The organism is Saccharothrix violaceirubra (genome assembly GCF_014203755.1).
In the GTDB taxonomy this organism is placed as follows: domain Bacteria; phylum Actinomycetota; class Actinomycetes; order Mycobacteriales; family Pseudonocardiaceae; genus Actinosynnema; species Actinosynnema violaceirubrum.
This window is the reverse complement of record NZ_JACHJS010000001.1, coordinates 1,035,482-1,055,972: the sequence shown is the minus strand read 5'-3', so window position 1 is coordinate 1,055,972 and position 20,491 is coordinate 1,035,482. Positions and strand designations below refer to the sequence as shown.

24 protein-coding genes are annotated in these 20,491 nt (G+C 72.6%); 9 read left to right on the top strand and 15 right to left on the bottom strand.

What is annotated here, in order from left to right; all coding sequences use genetic code 11:
- Positions 1-8: 8 nt before the first annotated feature.
- Positions 9-875 carry a serine/threonine dehydratase gene (locus F4559_RS05210; RefSeq protein WP_184666440.1) on the top strand — a complete coding sequence of 289 codons (867 nt, stop codon included), beginning with the start codon at positions 9-11 and terminating at the stop codon, positions 873-875.
- Between the two features lie 193 nt (positions 876-1,068).
- On the opposite strand, the gene F4559_RS05205 is transcribed toward F4559_RS05210, so the two are convergent.
- From F4559_RS05205 to F4559_RS05170, 8 genes are all read right to left on the bottom strand, one after another.
- Positions 1,069-1,392 carry a hypothetical protein gene (locus F4559_RS05205; RefSeq protein WP_184666439.1) on the bottom strand — a complete coding sequence of 108 codons (324 nt, stop codon included), beginning with the start codon at positions 1,390-1,392 and terminating at the stop codon, positions 1,069-1,071.
- A 33-nt stretch (positions 1,393-1,425) separates the two neighbouring features.
- Positions 1,426-2,508 carry a tRNA 2-thiouridine(34) synthase MnmA gene (mnmA, locus tag F4559_RS05200; protein ID WP_184666438.1) on the bottom strand — a complete coding sequence of 361 codons (1,083 nt, stop codon included), beginning with the start codon at positions 2,506-2,508 and terminating at the stop codon, positions 1,426-1,428.
- Positions 2,508-3,683 carry a cysteine desulfurase family protein gene (locus F4559_RS05195; protein ID WP_184666437.1) on the bottom strand — a complete coding sequence of 392 codons (1,176 nt, stop codon included), beginning with the start codon at positions 3,681-3,683 and terminating at the stop codon, positions 2,508-2,510. Before F4559_RS05195 ends, mnmA begins: the two co-directional genes overlap by 1 nt.
- On the bottom strand, positions 3,683-5,044 hold the full coding sequence (locus tag F4559_RS05190; protein WP_184666436.1) for an MFS transporter: 1,362 nt from the start codon (positions 5,042-5,044) through the stop codon (positions 3,683-3,685). The genes F4559_RS05195 and F4559_RS05190 overlap by 1 nt, the downstream gene beginning before the upstream one ends.
- An 11-nt stretch (positions 5,045-5,055) precedes the next feature.
- Positions 5,056-5,919 (bottom strand): lysophospholipid acyltransferase family protein, encoded by an 864-nt coding sequence (locus tag F4559_RS05185; protein WP_312865477.1) that lies wholly within the window; start codon positions 5,917-5,919, stop codon positions 5,056-5,058.
- Positions 5,916-6,686 (bottom strand): GNAT family N-acetyltransferase, encoded by a 771-nt coding sequence (locus F4559_RS05180; RefSeq protein WP_184666435.1) that lies wholly within the window; start codon positions 6,684-6,686, stop codon positions 5,916-5,918. The genes F4559_RS05185 and F4559_RS05180 overlap by 4 nt, the downstream gene beginning before the upstream one ends.
- Before the next feature lie 143 nt (positions 6,687-6,829).
- Positions 6,830-7,789 (bottom strand): electron transfer flavoprotein subunit alpha/FixB family protein, encoded by a 960-nt coding sequence (locus tag F4559_RS05175; RefSeq protein ID WP_184666434.1) that lies wholly within the window; start codon positions 7,787-7,789, stop codon positions 6,830-6,832.
- A gap of 17 nt (positions 7,790-7,806) precedes the next feature.
- The gene (locus F4559_RS05170) at positions 7,807-8,592 is read right to left on the bottom strand and encodes an electron transfer flavoprotein subunit beta/FixA family protein (RefSeq protein WP_184666433.1); all 786 of its coding nucleotides are present in this window, start codon (positions 8,590-8,592) and stop codon (positions 7,807-7,809) included.
- Positions 8,593-8,848: 256 nt separating this feature from the next.
- Here F4559_RS05170 and F4559_RS05165 point away from each other — a divergent pair, with 256 nt between their 5' ends.
- A complete protein-coding gene (locus F4559_RS05165) occupies positions 8,849-9,691 on the top strand; it encodes a DegV family protein (RefSeq protein ID WP_184666432.1) in 843 nt (280 codons plus the stop codon).
- 51 nt (positions 9,692-9,742) lie between these two features.
- Positions 9,743-9,886, top strand: a complete 144-nt coding sequence (locus F4559_RS05160; protein WP_184666431.1) for a hypothetical protein — start codon at positions 9,743-9,745, stop codon at positions 9,884-9,886.
- Between the two features lie 51 nt (positions 9,887-9,937).
- Here the strand turns inward: F4559_RS05160 and F4559_RS05155 are convergent, their stop codons facing one another.
- A complete protein-coding gene (locus F4559_RS05155; RefSeq protein ID WP_184666430.1) occupies positions 9,938-10,243 on the bottom strand; it encodes a hypothetical protein in 306 nt (101 codons plus the stop codon).
- 353 nt (positions 10,244-10,596) lie between these two features.
- Between F4559_RS05155 and F4559_RS05150 the strand changes: the two genes are divergently transcribed.
- The 4 genes from F4559_RS05150 to F4559_RS05135 are packed head-to-tail and all read left to right on the top strand — an operon-like array spanning position 10,597 to position 14,672.
- Complete coding sequence (locus F4559_RS05150; RefSeq protein WP_184666429.1) at positions 10,597-11,328, top strand: class I SAM-dependent methyltransferase; 732 nt, start codon at positions 10,597-10,599, stop codon at positions 11,326-11,328.
- A complete protein-coding gene (locus F4559_RS05145; RefSeq protein ID WP_184666428.1) occupies positions 11,325-12,833 on the top strand; it encodes a 1,4-alpha-glucan branching protein domain-containing protein in 1,509 nt (502 codons plus the stop codon). The genes F4559_RS05150 and F4559_RS05145 overlap by 4 nt, the downstream gene beginning before the upstream one ends.
- Positions 12,821-14,062: a glycosyltransferase family 4 protein gene (locus F4559_RS05140; RefSeq protein WP_184666427.1), complete on the top strand. Its 1,242-nt coding sequence runs from the start codon at positions 12,821-12,823 to the stop codon at positions 14,060-14,062. The genes F4559_RS05145 and F4559_RS05140 overlap by 13 nt, the downstream gene beginning before the upstream one ends.
- Positions 14,063-14,102: 40 nt before the next feature.
- On the top strand, positions 14,103-14,672 hold the full coding sequence (locus F4559_RS05135; RefSeq protein WP_184666426.1) for a hypothetical protein: 570 nt from the start codon (positions 14,103-14,105) through the stop codon (positions 14,670-14,672).
- A gap of 48 nt (positions 14,673-14,720) precedes the next feature.
- On the opposite strand, the gene F4559_RS05130 is transcribed toward F4559_RS05135, so the two are convergent.
- From F4559_RS05130 to F4559_RS05120, 3 genes are read right to left on the bottom strand one after another with little or no spacing between them, the layout of a single operon-like run.
- Positions 14,721-14,885, bottom strand: a complete 165-nt coding sequence (locus F4559_RS05130; protein WP_184666425.1) for a hypothetical protein — start codon at positions 14,883-14,885, stop codon at positions 14,721-14,723.
- Positions 14,864-15,355, bottom strand: coding sequence for an RNA polymerase sigma factor (locus F4559_RS05125; RefSeq protein WP_184666424.1), 492 nt, complete (start codon positions 15,353-15,355; stop codon positions 14,864-14,866). Before F4559_RS05125 ends, F4559_RS05130 begins: the two co-directional genes overlap by 22 nt.
- A 45-nt stretch (positions 15,356-15,400) precedes the next feature.
- The gene (locus F4559_RS05120; RefSeq protein ID WP_184666423.1) at positions 15,401-16,321 is read right to left on the bottom strand and encodes a nucleoside hydrolase; all 921 of its coding nucleotides are present in this window, start codon (positions 16,319-16,321) and stop codon (positions 15,401-15,403) included.
- A 63-nt stretch (positions 16,322-16,384) separates the two neighbouring features.
- On the opposite strand from F4559_RS05120, the gene F4559_RS34805 reads away from it, so the two are divergent.
- On the top strand, positions 16,385-16,831 hold the full coding sequence (locus tag F4559_RS34805) for a GNAT family N-acetyltransferase (protein ID WP_246445088.1): 447 nt from the start codon (positions 16,385-16,387) through the stop codon (positions 16,829-16,831).
- Positions 16,828-17,541, top strand: a complete 714-nt coding sequence (locus F4559_RS05110) for an acyltransferase (RefSeq protein WP_184666422.1) — start codon at positions 16,828-16,830, stop codon at positions 17,539-17,541. The genes F4559_RS34805 and F4559_RS05110 overlap by 4 nt, the downstream gene beginning before the upstream one ends.
- 61 nt (positions 17,542-17,602) lie before the next feature.
- On the opposite strand, the gene F4559_RS05105 is transcribed toward F4559_RS05110, so the two are convergent.
- Genes F4559_RS05105 through F4559_RS05095 form a run of 3 tightly spaced genes read right to left on the bottom strand, consistent with a single transcriptional unit; the run spans position 17,603 to position 20,477 of the window.
- Positions 17,603-18,754 carry a THUMP-like domain-containing protein gene (locus F4559_RS05105; RefSeq protein WP_184666421.1) on the bottom strand — a complete coding sequence of 384 codons (1,152 nt, stop codon included), beginning with the start codon at positions 18,752-18,754 and terminating at the stop codon, positions 17,603-17,605.
- On the bottom strand, positions 18,755-19,708 hold the full coding sequence (locus tag F4559_RS05100) for a class I SAM-dependent methyltransferase (protein WP_184666420.1): 954 nt from the start codon (positions 19,706-19,708) through the stop codon (positions 18,755-18,757).
- Positions 19,698-20,477 carry an enoyl-CoA hydratase/isomerase family protein gene (locus F4559_RS05095; protein WP_184666419.1) on the bottom strand — a complete coding sequence of 260 codons (780 nt, stop codon included), beginning with the start codon at positions 20,475-20,477 and terminating at the stop codon, positions 19,698-19,700. Before F4559_RS05095 ends, F4559_RS05100 begins: the two co-directional genes overlap by 11 nt.
- Between the last annotated feature and the right edge of the window lie 14 nt (positions 20,478-20,491).

Genomic DNA, 20,491 nt, shown 5'->3' with positions numbered 1-20,491 from the left:
ATGGAGGGGTGACACCTGAAGACGTGGTCGGGCGCATCCGACCGTACGTGCGCTGGACGCCTTCGTGGCGGGTGACCGTCGACGGACGTGATGTCGTGCTCAAGCTGGAGCACCTCCAGGTCGGCGGGTCGTTCAAGTTCCGCGGCGCGGTGAGCGCGTTGACGGACGGCCCACCGCCCGAACGGGTGGTGACGGCGTCCGGCGGCAACCACGGGTTGGGCGTGGCGCTCGCGGCGTCCGTACTGGGCGTGCCGGCGACCGTGTACGTGCCGGAGACCGTGCCCGAGGGGAAGGCCCGGCGGATCAAGGCCGCGGGCGCGACTCTCGTGCGGCATGGGAACACCTATGCGGAGGCCGCCGCAGCGGCGCGTGAGGCTCCTGGGCGGTACGTGGAGGCCTACGACGACCCGGCGGTGGTCGCGGGGCAGGGCACGGTGGCGTTGGAGATCGTGGCGGACATGCCCGAGGTCGACTCCATCGCGGTGGCGGTCGGCGGGGGCGGGTTGGCGGCGGGGACGGCTTTGGGGTCCAAGCGGTTGACCGTGGCCGTGGAGCCCGAGATGTGTTGTGCGCTCAACCGGGCGTTGCACGCGGGTGGGCCGGTGGACTCGCCGGTCGAGTCGGTGGCGGCTTCGGCGTTGGGGGCGACGCGGGTGGGGATGTTGCCGTTCGAGGTGTTGAGCCGGTATCCCGTCACTTCGGTCCTGGTGAGCGATGCGGAGTTGTCGGCGGCTCGGGACCGGTTGTGGGAGGAGTTCCGGTTGGCGGTGGAACCGGCTGCCGCGGTGCCGTTCGCGGCGTGGTTGGACGGGCGGGTGCCGGGGCATCTGCCTTGTGTCGTCTTGTGCGGTGCCAACACCGACTGGACGCCTTGAGTCGCGAGTCCTCCACTCAGGCACCCCCGACCGGGTGTCGATTGCGCCCGTGAACGCGCGAGTTATGCGTTCAGACACCGCGAGTTGTGCGTTCAGACACCGCGAGTTGTGCGGTCGGGACCGTGGGGTGTGCGTTGGGGCGCCGAAAGCTGGGTGTGTGGCTCCCGGTGTCCGGAGGTGGGCCCTGGCCCGGTTACGACGGTGGGCAGGGTGTGGGGTGGGGCGTGGTCCGTGGCGCGGGGAGGGCGACCTCCACCTCTCTGCGCAGGGAGGGGTCCAGGCGTTCGAGTGCGGCCAGGAGGTTCAGGACGGCGGTGATCACGTCCTGCCACTCGGGGCGGTGTTCTCGTTCCTTTGTCACCCAGTAGAGGGTTCGCACCTCCGCTCTGAGGCGTTGGTAGCGCTCTTCGTCCAGGAACTGGGTCGACGGGTGTTCCAGTTTCGCCGCCATGATCGTCACCCGGCGGTCGATCTCGGCCCGGTGGGCGGCGCCGCGCCCCGCGTGGTGATCGGTCACACAGCCCTCATCGTCGCGGTGGTCCGGACCGTTTCAGTGGGTGGTACTGATCGTCGCGCTGGCCAGCACCAGGTCGCCCGCCGGGTCGGGGCGGTAGATGGCCACGGCCTGTCCCGGTGCCACGCCGCGCAGGGGCGCCCGGAGTTCGACGCGCAGTTCGCCCTCCACCAGTCGGGCCACGGCGGGTGCCGTGCCGCCGTGCGCACGCACCTGCGCGACGCACTCCACCGGACCGTCCAGGTCCACCCGCGTCACGGGTGACGTCGCCACGATCCCGGTCACCGCGAGCTTCTCGGCCGCGCCCACCCGCACGGTCCCGGTCACCGGCTCCAGCGACAACACGTACCGGGGTCGGCCGTCGGGTGCGGGGGCGTCGATGCCCAGGCCCTTGCGCTGCCCCACGGTGAACTCGTGCACGCCCACGTGCCGCCCGAGCACGGCACCGGTCTCGTCGTCGACCAGCAACCCCGGCTGCTCGCCCAGCTTGCGCGTCAGGAACCCCCGCGTGTCGCCGTCGGGGATGAAGCAGATGTCGTGGCTGTCCGGCTTCTCCGCGACCTGGAGGCCGCGTTCCGCCGCCTCGGCCCGCACCGCCGCCTTCGTCGAGTCCCCCAACGGGAACATCGCGTGCGCGAGCTGCTCGCGGGTCAACGACGCCAGCACGTACGACTGGTCCTTGTCGTCGTCGGCGCTGCGCCGCAACTCGATCCGACCGTCCACAGTGGACAGACGCGCGTAGTGCCCGGTGCACACCGCGTCGAAGCCCAGGCCGATCGCCTTGTCCAGCAACGCCTCGAACTTGATCCGCTCGTTGCACCGCAGGCACGGGTTGGGCGTGCGGCCGGCCGCGTACTCGGCCACGAAGTCGTCCACGACGTCCTCGGTGAACCGCTCCGCGAAGTCCCACACGTAGAACGGGATGCCGAGCACGTCCGCCGCGCGCCGCGCGTCGCGGGCGTCCTCGATCGTGCAGCAGCCCCGCGCGCCGGTCCGCAGTGTGCCCGGCTTGGCCGACAACGCCAGGTGCACGCCGGTCACGTCGTGACCCGCCGCCACCGCACGCGCCGCCGCGACCGCCGAGTCGACACCGCCGCTCATCGCCGCCAGGACCCGCATCACACCCCTGCCTTCTGCCGCTTCAACCCCGCGATGCCCGCCGCGCGGGCCCGTTCCACCACCGGCCCGATCACCGCCGCCAACTCCTCGACCTCGGCCGACGACGACGTATGCCCGAGCGAGAACCGCAACGACCCGCGCGCGAGCACCGGGTCCACCCCCATGGCCAGCAGCACGTGGCTGGGCTGGGCCACGCCCGCCGTGCACGCCGAACCGGTCGAGCACTCGATGCCCTTGGCGTCGAGCAGCATCAGCAGGCTGTCGCCCTCGCAGCCCGGGAAGGTCAGGTGCGCGTTGCCCGCCAGCCGGTGCACCGGGTCGCCGTTGACGATCACGTCCGGCACCGCGCGGCGCACCGCCGCCACCAGCTCGTCGCGCAACGCCGACAGCCGGGCCGCGGTATCCGCCCGCGTGTCCACGGCGTGCCGCACGGCCGTCGCCAGCCCCACGATCGCCGGCACGTCGACCGTGCCCGACCGCACGTCCCGCTCCTGCCCGCCGCCGTGCAACAGCGGCGTCGGCGCCACGTCCCGGCCCAGCAGCAGCACGCCCACGCCGTACGGCCCGCCGACCTTGTGCCCGGTCAGCGTCAACGCGTTCGCGCCGGACGCGGCGAAGTCGACCGGCACCGCGCCGACGGCCTGGACGGCGTCGGTGTGGAACGGCACGCCCTGCCCGGCCGCGACGGCGGCGAGGTCGGCGACCGGGTTGACGGTGCCGACCTCGTTGTTCGCCCACATCGCGGTCACCAGGGCGACGTCGTCGGACAGCACGGCGCGCAGCGCGTCGGCGGTGATCCGCCCGTGCCGGTCGGGCTCGAGCCAGGTCACCTCGGCGCCCTCGTGCTCGACCAGCCAGCCCACGGTGTCCAGCACGGCGTGGTGCTCGACCGAGGAGGCGACGATCCGCCGCGGCCCGGCGGCCCGCCGCGCCCAGTAGACGCCCTTCACGGCCAGGTTGTCGCTCTCCGTCCCGCCGCTGGTGAAGATCACCTCGGAGGGACGGGCGCCCAGCGCGTCGGCCAGGTCCTCGCGGGCCTCCTCGACCGCGCGCCGCGCCCGTCGTCCCGACGTGTGCAGCGACGAGGCGTTGCCCGTACCGGACATCGCCTGGGTCATCGCCGCGATCGCCTCGGGGAGCATGGGGGTCGTGGCGGCATGGTCGAAGTAGGCCATCAATCGTCCAGGGTAGCCCGCCGCAGACGGCCGGCGAGCACGGCACCGACCAGTGAGACGGCCACCATCGCCAGGTCGAACGGGACGACCGCGGCCGTGGGGTGCTCGGCCGACGCGATCAGGTCGATCATGACGCCGCCCAGGCCGACCAACAGCGCGGCCGTGAGCATGTCGCTCATCTGCAACGCCGACGAGTTGAACCCCCGGTCGGCGTCGGTGGACGCGCCGAGCGTGAGCACGCTCAGGCTGGACATGGCCATGCCCATGCCGGCGCCCGCGACCAGCCACAGCACCGGCGTCGCCCAGGCGGGTCCCCACGACGGTGCGACGAGCGTCACGCCCGCGATGCCGACCGCGTTGAGCACGAAGCCCGCCCGCACGAGCTTCTCGCGCGGGATGTCCGGTCTCCTGGCCTGCCACAGGGACGCGCCCGACCACCCCAGCGCGCTGATCGTGAGCGGCAGTCCGGCCGCGACCGCCGAATAGCCGTGCACCGACGTCAACGTCAACGGCAGGAACGCCTCCGCGCCGAAGAACGAGCCCGCGAGCAGACCGCGGGCCAGGATGGTGAACGGCAGGCCGCGCCGGGCGGACAGCGTGCCCTTGGGCAGCAGCACGCGCAGCGCGGGCACGAGGATCGCCAGCCCGGCCAGGCCCGCCACCAGGTTCAGGCCGTTCGGGTGCTGCGCGGCCCAGCTCAACGCCGAGACGCCGACACCGGCCGCGAGCGCCGCGAGCGGCAGGCCGCGCCGGGTGCCTTGATCGGGCGTGTGCGCGGGCAGCCCCCGCAGCACCGGCGTGATCAGCAGCACGGCGACCAGCACGAACGGCGCCAGCCCCAGGAACACCCACCGCCAGCCGACGGTCTCGGTGAGCCAGCCCGACAACGCCGGGCCGACCAGCGACGGCACGACCCACGCCGAGGACAGCACGCCGAACACCGCCGGCCGGTCGCTCTCCGGGTAGACCAGGCCGATCAGGACGTAGGCGGCCACGACCTGCGCACCGCCGCCCAGGCCCTGGAGCACGCGGCCCAGCAGCAGCATCCCCATGTCCTGCGCGGTGCCCGCGACGAGCAGGCCGACGAGGAAGACGGCCGGGCCGAGGATCAGCGACGGCCGGGGGCCGCGCACGTCGGACAGCCGGCCGGAGAGCACGGTGGCCACCACGCTGGCGGCCAGGAACGCCAGGAACGGCCAGGCGTACAGGTCGTTGCCGTCGAGGCTCGCGACCATGCGCGGCATGGCCGTGTTGACACCCATGTTCTCGAACGCCAGGAGGGTGACCAGCAGGACGATGCCGGCCGTGGGCCCCCGCCGTTCGGGGGACCACAGCCGGCTCGGTGTCGAAGTTGTTTTCACGAACTAATGGTTCAACCTCCGGTGCGCTCGAAGTCAAGCCTCGGGTGGACGGGCAGCGGGAGCACGCCGGCCACGGCCCGTTCGGACTCCTGCTGCACGAGCGCGGCCAGGCCGCGCCGGTCGGCCGCACGACCCGGCGCGATCTCGTCCAGGACGTGCACCTCGACGACCAGTCCGCGCGCCCGCAACACCCGGCGCATCGAGTCGACCAGGGTGTCCGAGCCGATGAACGCCGGTCGCGTGGATGTCGCGCCGTCCTGCCGGTAGCGCAGCACGACCGGCCGCACGGGCACACCGGCGTCGAGCGCGCTCTGGAACAGCGCGGGCCGGTAGCGGCCGGACGCGTGGCCGCACCACGTCGTGCCCTCGGCGTGGATGCCGACGGCCGCGCCGTCGCGCAGGGTCGCGGCCAGTTCGGCGACCGTGCCGGGCAGCAGCGAGAGCCGTTCGCGGTCGAGGTAGACCGTGCCGCACGCGGTGATCAGCGGGCCGAGCACCGGCCACGAGCGGATGTCGCGCTTGGCCACGATCCGGATCGGCTGGACGGCGTCGAGGGCGAGTTCGTCCAACCACGACACGTGGTTGGCCACTACCAGCACGCCACGTCCGGGCGTGGCCTGGAACAGCGCGGGGCCGACGACCTCCAACCGCACGCCGAACCCGCGCAGCAGCGTGCGGAACCAGCTCCGCAGCACCGTGCGCCGGACTCGGCCGCGGGTCAGCAGCAGCACCGGCAGCAGCGGGATTCCGCACAGCAGCACCAGGACGCCGGCCAGGGCGCGCAGGCCCGCCCGGACACCGCCCACGGTCGCCGTGGTGTGGTCGACGCAGCCGTCACCGCACGGCGATGTCGGCATCCACGGGTGCGCGCTCACGATGTCTCCCCGAGGAAGTACTTGAGGTAGCGCTGGTCCACGTGCTCCATGCCCAGCAGCACGAACAGGTCCGCGACGCCGAAGTCCGGGTCGTGGGCGGGTCGGCCGCACACCCACGCGCCCAACCGCAGGTAGCCCTTGAGCAGCGGGGGCAGCACGGTCCGCGCCGGGCGCTCGACGCTGTCGACGTCCCACGGCACGAGCGGGCTGACGCGGTAGCGCTCGGGGGCGTAGTGCTTGGCGTGCACCTGGTCCCACACGCCGGCCGCGTACGAGCCGCCGTCGTGCAGCGGCACGGACGCGCAGCCGACCAGCCAGGAGTGGCCGGACAGCAGCATGTACCGGGCGATGCCCGCCCACACCAGCCCGACGACGGCGCCGTTGCGGTGCGCGGCGTCCACGCAGGACCGCCCGGTCTCGACGATGCTCGGCCGCAGGTCGGCGAGGTTGGTCAGGTCGAACTCGGTGTCGGAGTACAGGCGGCCGGCCGCGGCGGCGCGGTCGGGCGGCAGCATCCGGTAGGTGCCGACGATCTCGCCGGTGTCGTCCTCGCGGACCACGAGGTGGTCGCAGTGCTCGTCGAACGCGTCGACGTCGAGGCCGGGCGCGGTGGTGTGCAGGGTCGCGCCCATCTCCTCGGCGAAGACGCGGTGCCGCAGTCTTTGCGCGGCGACGACCTCGGCACCGTCGCGGGCGACCAGGAGGGAGTACCTCGGCGTGCCGGTGGTGGCGTCCCCGGTGCTGACAAGCAGTTGCGGCTGCGTCATGCCTTCAGGTTGACCGGCGTTGGACGACTTACAGCAGGTCGTTCCGGTGACACGTCAATGGCAGATCGGTTAAGGGGCGGTGCACCCGGAACCGGACGGGCCGTCCCCTCGTTCGAGGGGACGGCCCGGTTCGCGCTTTCGGCTCAGCCCTTGCGCTTGTCGACCTCTTCGGTCAACTGCGGCGCGACGGAGAACAGGTCGCCGACGACACCGAAGTCCGCGATCTCGAAGATCGGGGCCTCGGAGTCCTTGTTGACCGCGACGATCGTCTTCGAGGTCTGCATGCCGGCCCGGTGCTGGATCGCACCGGAGATGCCCAACGCGATGTAGAGCTGCGGGGACACCGTCTTGCCGGTCTGGCCGACCTGGAACTGGTGCGGGTAGTAGCCGGAGTCGACGGCCGCGCGCGAGGCGCCGACGGCACCGCCGAGGCTGTCCGCGAGCTTCTCCACGACGTCGAACTTCTCCGCGCTGCCGACGCCGCGACCGCCGGAGACGACGACGGAGGCCTCGGACAGGTCCGGCCGGCCGCCGCCGACCAGGGGCTCGCGGCCGACGACGCGCGCGTTCTTCGCCGGGTCCACGGCGGGCACGTCCACGACGACCTCGGTCGCCTCGGCCGGCGCCTCGACGGGCTCGACGGCGCCGGGGCGCAGCGCGAGCACCGGCACGCCGGTCGTGACCCGGGACTTGACCGCGTACGAGCCGCCGAAGATCGACTGCGTGGCGACGCCCTCGCCGTCGAGGTCCACGACGTCGTAGAGCAGGCCGGAGCCCAGGCGCGCGGCCAGTCGGCCCGCGACCTCCTTGCCCTCCGCGGTCGCCGGGACGAGCACGGCGCCGGGCGAGGCCGCGGCGACGGCCGCGGCGAGCGCGTCGACCTTGGGCGTGACGACGTACTCGGTCGCGGCGTCGGACTCGGCCACGTACACCTTCGTGGCGCCGTGGACCGCCAGCGACTCCTTCAGCTTCGCCGTGACGCCGGGCGCACCGACGACCACCGCGGCCGGGTCGCCGAGACGGCGCGCGGCGGATAGCAGTTCATGGGTGACCTTCTTGACGTCACCGTCGACGTGGTCGACCAGGACCAGGATTTCGGACATGGGTTCCCTCCCCTCCTTCAGATGAGCTTCTGGCCGACGAGGTACTCGGCGATCCTGCGACCGCCCTCGCCCTCGTCCTCGACGCGCTGACCGGCCGACCGCGGCGGCTTGGGCGCGGCTTCGAGCACGCGCGACCCGGCGGCGCCCAGACCCACCTGCCCGGCGTCGATGCCCAGGTCCGCGACGGTCAGCGTGGTGACCTTCTTCTTCTTAGCGGCCATGATGCCCTTGAAGGACGGGTAACGCGGCTCGTTGATCTTCTCGGTCACGCTGACCACGGCGGGCAGCGTGGCCTCCAGGAACGCGATGCCCTCGTCGGTCTCGCGCTCGGCCCGGACGGTCGTGCCTTCGACGACGACCTTGCGGACCTGGGTGAGCTGGGGCAGGCCCAGGAGTTCGGCCAGGATGGCGGGCACGGCGCCCGCGCGGCCGTCGGTGGCCTCGTTGCCGGCGACGACCAGGTCGAAACCGCCGTCGACGGTGCCGAGCGCCTTGGCCAGCACACGGGCGGTCGTCAGCGCGTCGGAACCGCGCAGCGCCTCGTCGCTCACGTGCACCGCCTCGTCCGCGCCCATGGACAGGGCCTTGCGGATGGCGTCCGTCGCGCGGTCGGGGCCCAGGGCCAGTACGGTCACCTTGCCGTCGTGCGTCTCGCGCAGGACGAGCGCCTCCTCGACGGCGCGCTCGTTGATCTCGTCGAGCACCGCGTCGGCGGCGTCGCGGTCGAGGGTGTGGTCGCTGTCGACGAGCTTGCGCTCGGACCAGGTGTCGGGCACCTGCTTGACCAGGACGACGATGTTCATGGGTCCCCTTCGACCTCCTGCGGACGGGCGGCGACGTCCGGGCGACGCGGTGGCATCGACCCGGGTCGCCGTGGCGTGCGGTGTGTCCCGTGACCCTGCCATGCTGTCGCGACGTTGGCATGGTGGTGTCGGACACCCCTATGTTACCCGCCAGTAGCACCCGCGCAAACCCCTGACGATCAAGCACGTCGACGGGCGACCCCTCAAGACTTCCGAAGGTTGCGTTCTCATCACGAAGTGACGCTAGGTTCGCGGTATGCATCGGCGAGTAGCGATAGTCACCGATTCGACCGCATCCCTCCCGCCGCAGCTCGTCGAGAAGCTCGGCGTCACCGTCGCCCAGATCCAGCTCCGCATCGGCGACTGGGTCGACGACGAGGTCCGCGTCCCTGTGCCCCGCCTCGTCGACGCGCTGCGCGACCAGGTCGAGGTCGCCACCACGCCGCCGGACCCCGGCGCGTTCTTCTGGGCGTACGCGGACGCGGCGGCTTCGGGCGTGGACGCCGTGGTGTCGCTGCACGTGTCCACGGGCTTGTCGCAGACCGCCGACGCGGCGCGCATCGCCGCCGCGCAGGTGAAGGTGCCGGTGCACGTCGTGGACACCAGGACGGTCGGGATGAGCCTCGGGTACGCGGTCGTGGCGGCGGCGACCGTGGCCGCGGCGGGCGGTCCGGTGCAGCGCGTTCTCCAAGCGGCACAACACAGTTACCACCGCAGCGCCGAGCTGATGTACGTGGACACGTTGGAGTACCTGCGCCGCGGCGGGCGGATCGGCGCGACGGCGGCGTTCGTGGGCAACGCGTTGTCGCTCAAGCCGTTGCTCACCATGACCGACGGCCGGATCGCGCCGCTGGACCGGGCGTTGGGCACCGACCGGGCGTTACGCAAGCTGGTCGACCACGCGGTCCGGCACGCCGGACGCGAGCAGGTGGACATCGCCGTGGAGCACTTCGACGCGACGGAACGGGCCCGGACCGTGTTGGGCCTGTTGCGCACCAGGGTCCCCCACGTGCGGCGGTTCCTGACCACGTCGGTGAGTTCGGCGATCGGCGCGCACGTCGGACCGGGCGCGGTCGCCGTGACCGTTTCGCCGGTTTAGGGAACCCGCGCGGACGTTTGCGCGTTGAGCCCTGCGGGAAGGAGAAACACCATGGCCTCCTTGTTCAGCAAGCTCGCCGCGTTCGCCCGCAGTCCGCAGGGGCGTCAGGCGGTCGACCGGATCAAGCACGCCGCCCGGGACCCGCGCACCCGCGCGAAGGCGCAGGACATCCTGCGTCGCTTCCGCAAGCGCTGAGCGACCACCGGGGCGAGCGCACGGGGATGGCGTTCGCCCCGGCCCCGGCGGTCAACTCCCGTCACGGCGGGCCACGCGCCCGTAAGGTCGCGCGGCGCTGGACCCCTCGGGTGGTTCCTGGACGGGCACCGTGCCCTCGGGCGATCGGCCGCGCGCCGACTCGGGCACGTGCAGGACGGGACTGCGGTGTGCCGGTCCGGCGTGCCCCGGTCTCGACTCGCGGTCGTCGTCGGACCCCGGTTCCGAATCGGGAACCGGTTCCGGTCGACGCAGCATGAACGCCGTCAGCACACAGCCACCGGCGAACGACAACGCGCACAGACCGAACACGAACGCCACCGCGCCGGCGCCAGCCATCTGCCTCGCTCCTACCCGCTGGGCAGCGGCGACCGAATGCCGCCCCGCCCGGCTGAAGATTCGGCGAGACTACCCACGCCGGTTATGGCCAACCAGTGGTGCCGGAACGCGTTCCGGCGGTCGCACGACCGGATCGGAACAGTGTTTTCCTGCGTGAACGCCACACGTCAAGATCAACACGGGTCGCTGCGACCTCACTCGATTGTGTCAATTTCCGCATAGGGACCAACCCGACAAGAAGGCCCCGTGACCACATCAGCGGGTAATGGGACACCCTCTATTAGCCCGAAACAGTGACACCCACTCCAGGAGCCACGCGCTACTTGCGAGTAACGAACCTCTAGGCTGACGCGGTGAGCCTGCTCCTGACCGGCGAACGCACCGTGCCCGGGATCGTCGCCGAGAACTACTGGTTCCGCCGGCACGAGGCCGCCTACCTGAACCTGGCCGGCCACTGCGCGGGCGCGGTCGTGCTCGAAGCCGGGTGCGGCGAGGGCTACGGCGCGGCGACGATCGCCCGGGAGGCGGCCGAGGTCGTGGCGCTCGACTACGACGCCCACACCATCGCGCACGTCCGACGCACTTACCCCGCGCTGCGGGCGGTACGCGGGAACCTGGCCGCGCTGCCGTTGCGCGCCGGCGCCGTCGACGTCGTCGCCTCGCTCCAGGTGGTCGAACACCTCTGGGACCAGGGCGGGTTCCTCGACGAGTGCCGACGCGTCCTGCGGCCGGGCGGCAAGCTGCTGCTCACCACGCCCAACCGGATCACGTTCTCGCCCGGCCGCGACACCCCGCTCAACCCGTTCCACACCCGTGAGCTCGACGCGCGGGAACTCGGCGACCTGCTGTCCCGGGCCGGGTTCCGGGTCGTCGCCCGGGCGGGACTGCGGCACGGACCGCGCCTGCGCGACCTCGACCACCGGTTCGGCGGGTCGCTGGTCGACGCGCAGCTCGCGGTCGTCGACGACCGGTGGCCGGCGGACCTGCTCGCCGCGGTCGGGTCGGTGACGGCGGCCGACTTCGTGATCGACCCGGACGACGTGGGCACGAGCCTCGACCTCGTCGCGGTGGCGGTGCGCCCGTGAGCGAGGGCTCGTTCTGCCTCGTCCTGCACAGCCACCTGCCCTGGCTCGCGCACCACGGCGCGTGGCCGGTCGGCGAGGAGTGGCTCTACCAGGCGTGGGCGCACTCCTACCTGCCGGTCGTGGACCTGGTGGAACGCCTGGCCGCCGAGGGTTTCGCGGACCTCCTCACGCTCGGGGTCACGCCCGTGCTCGCCGCCCAGCTCGACGATCCCCACTGCCTGCGCGGCGTCCACGACTGGCTCGGCGACTGGCAGCTCCGCGCGCACGGTGCCGCGTCCCGGTTGCCGGACCTTGCCGCACGGGAGCACCGCGCCGCGCGGTGGGCGTTGGAGACGTTCGAAACCCGGTGGCGGCACGGGTTCTCGCCGGTGCTGCGCCGGTTGGTCGACGCGGGCGTGGTCGAACCGCTCGGCGGACCGGCGACGCACACCTTCCAGCCGCTGCTCGACCCGCGCCTGCGGGCGTTCGCGTTGGAGACCGGGTTGCGGGACACGGCTTTGCGGATCGGCACGCGACCCAAGGGCATCTGGGCTCCCGAGTGCGCCTACGCGCCGGGTATGGAGGAGGGGTACGCGGCGGCGGGCGTGGAACGCTTCCTCGTGGACGGACCGGCGTTGCGCGGGGACACCGCCCTGGCCCGGCCGGTCGGGGACACCGACGTGCTGGCGTTCGGGCGTGATCTCGAAGTCTCCTACCGGGTGTGGTCGCCCAAGGCCGGGTATCCGGGTGATCCGGCGTACCGGGACTTCCACACCTACGACCACGCGAGCGGACTCAAGCCTTCACGGGTCACGGGCACGCACATCGCCCCGCACGACAAGAAGCCCTACGAGCCCGAGCGCGCGCTCTTGGCCGTACGAAAGCACGCGCTCGATTTCGTGGACACGGTCGTCACCAGGTTGCGTGAGCTGAAAGCACGACACGGCAGGCCGTCCCTGGTCGTCGCCGCCTACGACACCGAGCTGTACGGGCACTGGTGGCACGAAGGTCCGCTGTGGCTGGAGGCGGTGTTGCGCGCCCTGCCCGAGGCCGGGGTCCGGGTGACCACGCTGCGCGGCGCGGTCGAGGCCGGGCACGTCGGGCCGGCCGTGCACCTGCCCGCGTCGTCGTGGGGCTCGGGCAAGGACTGGCGGGTGTGGCACGGGCCGCGGGTCGCCGACATCGTGGCGGGCAACGAGGCCGTCCAGCGCGCCCTGCTCGCCCTGCCCGCCTCGGCCGACCGCGACCCGGTCGCCGACCAGGCGGTGCGGGAGGGGCTGCTCGCGTTGGCCAGCGACTGGGCGTTCATGGTCACCAAGGACTCCGCCGCCGACTACGCCCGCCACCGGGCCGAGATCCACGGGGACCGGTTCGCCGAACTGGTCGCCGCGGCACGCCACGGCCGGGGTCGGGCGCGGGCCGCGGACCTGCGCCGGGTCGACGGGCCGTTCGGCCACCTCGACGCCCGTGACCTGACCCGCCGGGATTCCGCCGCCGAAGACGAGGAGCGCCGATGCGCGTCCTGATGTTGTCGTGGGAGTACCCGCCGGTGGTCGTCGGCGGGCTCGGGCGGCACGTGCACGCGCTCGCCACCCGACTCGCCACACAGGGCCACGACGTCGTCGTGCTCTGCCGCCACCCCTCGGGCACGGACGCGGTCACCCACCCGACCGCCGACGAGGTCGTGGCCGGGGTCCGGCTCGTCCGGGTCGCCGAGGACCCGGCGCACCTGGTGTTCGAACGCGACCTCGTGGCGTGGACGCTGGCGATGGGCCACGCGATGACCCGCGCCGGGCTCGCGCTGCTGCGCGGCTGGCGGCCGGACGTGGTGCACGCCCACGACTGGCTCGTGACGCACCCGGCCGTGGCGCTGGCCGAGGCGGCCGGTGTGCCGCTCGTGGCCACGGTCCACGCCACCGAGGCCGGCCGGCACAGCGGGTGGCTGTCCAAGACCCTCAACCAGCAGGTGCACTCCGTCGAGTGGTGGCTGGCGAACCGGGCCGACACCGTGATCACGTGCTCCGCGGCGATGCGGACCGAGGTGGCGCACCTGTTCGGCGTCGACCCGGCCACGATCACCGTGCTGCACAACGGGATCGAGCCGCGCCGCTGGCGGGTGCGCTCCACGGCCGCGCGCAAGGCGTACAACCCGGACGGCACGCCTCTGCTGCTGTTCTTCGGGCGCCTGGAATGGGAGAAGGGCGTGCACGACCTGATCGCGGCGTTGCCGCGCATCAGGCGGACGCACAAGGGCGCGCGGGTGGTCGTGGCCGGCGAGGGCACGCACGGGTCGTGGCTCGTGGACCAGGCCCGTGCGCACCGGGTCCGGCGTGCGGTGGATTTCGTCGGGCACCTGCCCGACCGCGACCTCGCGGCGTTGCTCGCGGCGGCGGACGCGGTCGTGCTGCCCAGCCGGTACGAGCCGTTCGGGATCGTCGCCCTGGAGGCCGCCGCGGCGGGCACGCCGCTGGTCGCGTCGACGGCCGGCGGCCTGGGCGAGGTCGTGGTGGACGGGGAGACGGGCGTGTCGTTCACACCCGGCGACGTGGCGGGCCTGGCCGCCGCCGTGCGGTCCGTGCTCGACGACCGGCCGGCCGCCGTGCGCCGGGCCAGGGCCGCGAAAGCCAGGCTGACCACCGACTTCGACTGGTCGGAGATCGCCGCGGGCACGGTCGGGGTCTACCGGCGCGCGGTCGTCCGTGACCACGGTCCCCTGGGTCGCCCGAAGATCGCGTCCGGGAACGCGTTCCTGTGACCGTAGGCTTGTCGTCTACGGAGCGAGGGGGTGTCGACGCGTGACGGTCGATGCGGAGTGGCAGAACTCGTGGACCGCGGCGGTGTACCTGTACCGCCACCTGGCCGCGGGCGGCGTGCCCGAGCCGGTGGCGTGCCCGCTGGTGCTCGGGCAGGACGAGGTCGCGTACGCCGACCTGGCCATCGGGTACGCGCGCTACTACTCGATGACCGTGGAGTACCAGCAGTCGAGCGGCTTCTTCTTCGGCTCGCCCCTGTTCGTCGCGGCGGGGCTGGCCGCGAACGCGATCGGCAACGCCAACGCGCGCAACCGGGCCGCCGCGCAGTCCGCGCCGCAGTGGCGTGAGCACTGCGTGGCGCGCACGGTCGTGACGAACCAGCGCACGATGTGCCAGATCCAGGGGCAGTGGTTGAGCTTCTGGCACGGCGGCGTGGTGGAGTTCACCGGGGACCCGGCGGCGGGCTGGTGCGCGATGACGTTCGGGGACAGCGAACCCCTGATGCTGACCGGCCCCACCGCGCCGTGGCTGACCGTGCTCCTGTCGTACTTCGTGCACGGCGCCCAGCGCTTCCCCCAGCTCCCCCACCTCCACCGCCTCGCCCTGAGCTAGCCGTTCAGACACCGCGAGTTGTGCGTTCAGACACCACGAAATGTGCGTTCAGGCACCGCTGCGGCAGTCGATCACGACCACACCCAGCCACCGGTCGAACCCGAACACCGGCCCGTGCTTCACGCGCCGCAACGCGGCCTCCACGTCGACCGTCGCGGCGGTCAGCGCCACCAGGGTCTCGTCCGCCTTCGTCAGCGCATCGCGCCAGTGCACGTCAGCAACCGCTTGCGGGCGTTGCGCAGGTGGGACCGGACCGTGGCCGGCCGTACCGCAAGGATCGTCGCGATCTCCGCGGCGCTGAAACCCTCCACGCGCAACGCGACCACATCGCGCTCGCGGGTGGGCAGGCGGGCGAGTTCGTCGGTCAGCCACAGGACTTCCTCCACGTGATGTGCGCCGTCGTGACCGAGCGTGCCGCCGAGTGCCTCACGGGCACCGCGTTCCTGCTCCCGGCGCGCGAACCGGGACGCGCACCGGCGTGCCGCCGACCGCACCCACGCGCCGGGGTGTTCGACCTGCGACCACCGCGTGTACAGGATGGTCATGGCTTCCTCGGCGGCGTCCTCCGCGTCCTCCCGCCGGAAGCCGAGCTTGCCCAGGTAGGCGATGAGCCGGGCGAAATCGGCCCGGAAGAACTCGTCGAAGGCGTCCCCCGCCGCCACCTGGCGGCTTTCCGTCTCCATGCCCCATAAGTACGTCGAGCGGCCACGGCCGTGCAAAGGGTCCCTCTAATGGCCCAACCGCTCCAGCAGGAACGCCCGCAGCCCGTCCAGGTCGGTGTCCACGGCGACGTCGATCCCGCCTTGCGCCTCCAGCCTCCGGTCGGCGATCAGCGCGCCCCGCCCGGGGCCGTGCGCGCAGTCCACCTCGACCGGGTGGCGCGCGGTCGTGAGCAGGCCCGGCCGGATCGCCTCGGCGACCGCGACGGCGTCGTGCAGCACCATGCCGTCCCAGCCCAGGAAACGCCGGTAGGTGGCCAGGTACGCGGGCGTGAACGACGTCAGCAGCGCGCCCGTCGGCGACGACGCCGACAGCAGGTCCAGCCACTGCGCGGTCACGGCACACCGCTGCGTCAGGTCCATGGGCACGAGCGTGACCGGCACGTCCTCGTCCACGAGCACACGCCGGGCGGCCTCCGGATCGCTCCACAGGTTGAACTCGGCCGCCGCCGTGATGTTGCCGCCCGCGAGCCCGCCGCCCATGACCACCAGGCGGTCGATCTTCTCCTTCAGACCGGGGTGGGCGGCCAGCAGCAGCGCGATGTTCGTCAACGGTCCGATGGGCACGATCGTCACCGGCCGTTCGGCGGCGAGCAGCAGGTCGCGCAGCAGCGTCACGGCGTCGCGCGGGTCGGCCGTCCCGACCGGCAGGGTGTGGGCCAGACCGGACAGGCCGTCGTCGCCGTGCGCGCGGGACACGTGCGGCTGCGGGTGCACGAGCGGACGCGCCGCACCGGCCGCGACCGGCACGTCCGGGCGGCCGAGGGCGGCCAGCAGGCCCAGGGCGTTGCGCGTGGTGTGCTCCAGCGACACGTTGCCGAACACCGTGGTCACGCCGATCAGGTCGACCTCGGGGCTGTGGGCGGCCAACGCCAGCGCGAACGCGTCGTCGATGCCCGGGTCCGTGTCGACGATGAGAGGGGTCGTCACGAACCGGACACTACGCACCCCACAGTTGTTTTCGACACGGTGCTCTCGGACGGGTGAACCGCCATGCTGGACGGCATGGAGCTGGACGTGCGTGCGCTGGACATCGACGAGTGGCCCGTGTGGCGCACCCTGCGGCTCGCGGCGCTGATCGACTCGCCGGACGCGTTCGAGGCGTCCTACGAGTACTGGGCCCAGGCCGACGAGGAGCGGTGGCGCAAGCGGTTGGCCAAGCCGTCGCTCAACGCCGTGGCCACGCTCGACGGCGAGGAGGTCGGCATGGTGACCGGCTCGCCGATCGAGGAGCGCGTCGAGCTGCTGTCGCTGTGGGTCGCGCCCGAGGTGCGGGGTCAGGGCGTCGGTGACGCGCTGGTGCGCACGGTGGTCGAGTACGCGGGACGGCGGCCGGTCTCGTTGCAGCTCGCCGAGTCCAACACGCACGCGCGGGCGCTCTACCTGCGCAACGGGTTCGTCGAGGTGGCGCCGGGGGTGCTGGTTAAAGTGCCCGCGTGATCCCGTGGCGCGGCCGTGACCCGCAGCAGGCGAAGTTCCTCACGTGGGCGTCACTGCGCTGGGTGATCAAGCACCGTGCGTACACACCGTGGTACCTGGTCCGGTACTGGCGACTGCTGCGGCTGCGCCTGGCCCACCCGCACGTGGTGCTGCGCGGCATGGTGTTCCTCGGCCGCGGCGTCGAGCTGCACTGCCGCCGGGGTTACGGCCGGCTGGAGATCGGGCGCTGGGTGCACATCGGCGACGACAACGCGATCCGGTGCCACGAGGGGTCGTTGCGGATCGGGGACAAGGCCGTGTTCGGCAAGGGCAACACGGTCAACTGCTACCTGGACGTGGAGGTCGGCGCGGCCACGCTCGTCGCCGACGGGGCGTACGTGTGCGACTTCGACCACGTGACGTCCGACATCACGCGGCCGATCAAGGACCAGGGGATCGTGAAGTCGCCGGTGCGCATCGGTCCGGACTGCTGGCTGGGCACGAAGGTCACCGTGACGCGGGGGACGCGGATCGGCCGGGGGTGCGTGGTGGGTGCGCACGCGGTCGTCCGGGGGGACGTGCCGGACTTCGCGGTGGCGGTCGGGGTGCCGGCGCGGGTGGTGAAGGACCGTCGTGCGGCGTACGAGGCCGATGCCGTGCGGCGTGCTGCCGTCGAGGACATGGCACGTAAGGCGCGCGAGGCCGTGGAGCGGGCCGCGCGCGAGGTCTGAGTGCACATTTCGCGGTGTCTGAACGCACAACTCGCGGTGTCTGAACGTATAACTCGCGGGGTCAGGTGCGGGTGGCGTGGGCCAGGAGGTAGGTGGGGCGGCGGCCGATCCGGGTCAGGACGACGGAGTACTCGGCCGTGCCGGTGGGCTTGAGGCGGCGACGCAGGGTGTTCGGGTCGATGTCGAGACCGCGCACCAGGATCTCCAGGCGGCCGACGTCGTGTGCCTTGAGCACCGCGCGCAACGCCTTCTCCGTGTAGTGGCCGTGCTCGACCACGCGGAACGCCCGGATCCCCGGCGGCGGCGTCGGACCCGTCAGGTAGGCGATGCGCTCGTCCACCTGCGCCAACCCGAACCGGGCCGCGTAGTGCCGGACGAGACCCGCCCGCACCACCGCGCCGTCGGGGTCGATCAGCCACTCGTCGGGGTCGGTCACCGGGCAGTCGTCGGGGTCCGCGTCCGTAACGGTCCACTGTGGACCTTCCGACCGCAGCACGGTCGCCCGCCGCGTCACGCCCGGCGTCGCCAACCCCCGCGTCCACAGGCACGCCTCGCGCACCGATCCGTCCAACGACACGAGTTCCACCTCGTCCGCCCACGGCGCCACGGCGAAGTCCACGCCCGGCGCGCACTTCACGGCCAGGTCCCGGTCCCGGTAGGCGGCGGCCAACTCGTCCAGCGGGGGCAGGAAGTCCGCCGGTCGCCACGTCCGCCGCCCGCCCGAATCCCGTCGGGCCGGATCGGCGAGCACGGCCGTGCCCCGGCTGACCGGCCGCAACGCGTCCGCCCGCAGCAACACCCGGCCGGGGTTGTTGTGCGCCGCCATCGCCAACCGCACCGGGTCCAGGTCGGAGCCGATCGACCCGACCGGCAGCGCGGAGAGGTCGGCGCCGACCGAGCACGTGACGTCGTGCACGACCCGTCCGGCGAACCTCGACGCCCGGTGCCGGGCCACCGCGGACGCCGTCGCCTGCTGGAGCGCGTCTGCCGTGTACAGCCCGTCGACCAGGTCGACGCGCCCGACCGCGCGCCGACGCAGCAACGCGGTCTCCAGCACGGCCGCGAACTTCTCCGGCGCCACCCGCCGGGCCGCGGCCACGTCCGCGAGCCGCGACTCCGGCGTCAACGGCAGGTCGGCGACCGCCGACAACGCGGCGCACCCGGCGTCGGACCGCAGGTACGCCACGTCGTCGAGGCTGAACGCGTACCCCACCTAGACCGGCTTGCGGCCCGTGACGGACACGTTGTAGAAGATCTCCTTCGGCAGCACCCGGGACAGCACGTGCTCGTCCACCCAGGACAGCCGCTGCCAGGTCCGGTACGCGAACATCGCCCAGCCGAAGCCCAGCTTGTCGCGCGGCACGGCGGCCTCGAACGTGCGCACCGGCCACCCGAACAACGCGGCCGACAGCTCGTCGGTCACCGCGCGCACGTCCACCGCGCCGGCACGCCGCGCGTACCGCTCCAACTCGCCCGGGTCGAACGTGTGCAGGTCGACCACGGCCTCCAACGCCGCCGCACGCGACGACTCGTCCAACTCGGCCTGCGGACGCCGCCACGACGACAACGGCCCGAGCTTGGTGACGTTCGTGGTCAGCCACCACGTCAGGCGCCCGAGCCGGCGCGCGTAGAAGTTCCCGATGTTCGTCGGGTCGCCCGCGAACACGAACCGGCCGCCCGGCTTGAGCACCCGCAGCACCTCGCGCAGCGCGGCGGGCACGTCCGGGATGTGGTGCAGCACGGCGTGCCCCACGACCAGGTCGAACGTGTCGTCGTCGTACGGGATGCGCTCGGCGTCGGCGACCCGGCCGTCCACGGGCAGGCCCAGCGACGCCGCGTTGCGCGTCGCCACCTCGACCATGCCCGGCGAGAGGTCGGTGACCGAACCCCGGTCGACCACGCCGCCCTGCATGAGGTTGAGCAGGAAGAACCCGGTCCCGCAGCCCAGCTCCAACGCGTGCCCGTACGGACCGGCGTCGCCCGCCGCCGCCCGGAACCGGTCGGTGGCGTAGGTGATGCAGCGCTCGTCGTACGAGATCGACCACTTCTCGTCGTACGTGTCGGCTTCCCAGTCGTGGTAGAGCACGTTCGCGAGCTTGGGGTCGGCGTAGGCCGCCTCGACCTCCTCGGCCGTGGCGTGCGGGTGCGGCCGGGGGTCAGCGGCCACTGAACTTCGCCTTGCCCGGACCGTTCTCGATGAACGACGCCATGCCGGCCTTCTGGTCCTCGGTGGCGAACATGGCGGCGAAGAGCTGGCTCTCCAGCTTGAGGCCGTTGCCCAGGTCCGTGTCGAGGCCGCCGTCGATCGCGGCCTTGGCCGCGGCGTAGGCGCGCACCGGACCGTCGACGAACTGCCCGGCCCACCGCTTGGCCGCCGCGTACACCTCGTCGGGCGCGACGACCTCGTCGACCATGCCGATCCGCAGCGCCTCCTCGGCGCCGACGAACCGGCCGGTGTAGATCAGGTCCTTCGCCCGGGACACGCCGATCAGGCGCGGCAGGCGCTGCGTGCCGCCCATGCCGGGGATCACGCCGAGCAGGATCTCCGGCTGGCCGACCTTGGCGTTGTCGCCCGCGATCCGCCGGTCGGCGCACAGGGCCAGCTCGAAGCCGCCGCCCAGCGCGTACCCGGTGATCGCGGCGACGGTCGGCTTCGGGATCTCCGCCACGGCGCGCAACGCCGACGAGAACGCGCCCGCCCGTTCGGCCATCTCCGCGTAGGTGAGGTCGGCCATCTCCTTGATGTCGGCGCCGGCCGCGAACACCTTCGGACCGCCGTAGACGATCACCGACCACACGTCGGCCCGTGCGGCGGCCTCCAGCGCGGCGGCCCGGATCTCCTCCTGGAGCTGCCGGTTGAGGGCGTTCATCGGCGGGCGCTCCAGCCGGATGGTGCCGATGCCGTCCTCGACGTCCAGCCTCACGAACTCGGCCACAGGGGTCCTCCTCG

Excerpts from the sequence above, each read along its gene's own strand:
- F4559_RS05170 (WP_184666433.1), bottom strand. The coding sequence starts at position 8,592 with ATGAACATCGTCGTCCTGGTCAAGCAGGTGCCCGACACCTGGTCCGAG.
- F4559_RS05155 (WP_184666430.1), bottom strand. The coding sequence starts at position 10,243 with ATGGCTGGCGCCGGCGCGGTGGCGTTCGTGTTCGGTCTGTGCGCGTTG.
- F4559_RS34805 (WP_246445088.1), top strand. The coding sequence starts at position 16,385 with ATGCTGGACGGCATGGAGCTGGACGTGCGTGCGCTGGACATCGACGAG.
- F4559_RS05195 (WP_184666437.1), bottom strand. The coding sequence starts at position 3,683 with ATGGCCTACTTCGACCATGCCGCCACGACCCCCATGCTCCCCGAGGCG.
- F4559_RS05180 (WP_184666435.1), bottom strand. The coding sequence starts at position 6,686 with ATGACGCAGCCGCAACTGCTTGTCAGCACCGGGGACGCCACCACCGGC.
- F4559_RS05125 (WP_184666424.1), bottom strand. The coding sequence starts at position 15,355 with ATGGAGACGGAAAGCCGCCAGGTGGCGGCGGGGGACGCCTTCGACGAG.
- F4559_RS05175 (WP_184666434.1), bottom strand. The coding sequence starts at position 7,789 with ATGTCCGAAATCCTGGTCCTGGTCGACCACGTCGACGGTGACGTCAAG.
- F4559_RS05160 (WP_184666431.1), top strand. The coding sequence starts at position 9,743 with ATGGCCTCCTTGTTCAGCAAGCTCGCCGCGTTCGCCCGCAGTCCGCAG.
- mnmA (WP_184666438.1), bottom strand. The coding sequence starts at position 2,508 with ATGCGGGTCCTGGCGGCGATGAGCGGCGGTGTCGACTCGGCGGTCGCG.
- F4559_RS05140 (WP_184666427.1), top strand. The coding sequence starts at position 12,821 with ATGCGCGTCCTGATGTTGTCGTGGGAGTACCCGCCGGTGGTCGTCGGC.
- F4559_RS05165 (WP_184666432.1), top strand. The coding sequence starts at position 8,849 with ATGCATCGGCGAGTAGCGATAGTCACCGATTCGACCGCATCCCTCCCG.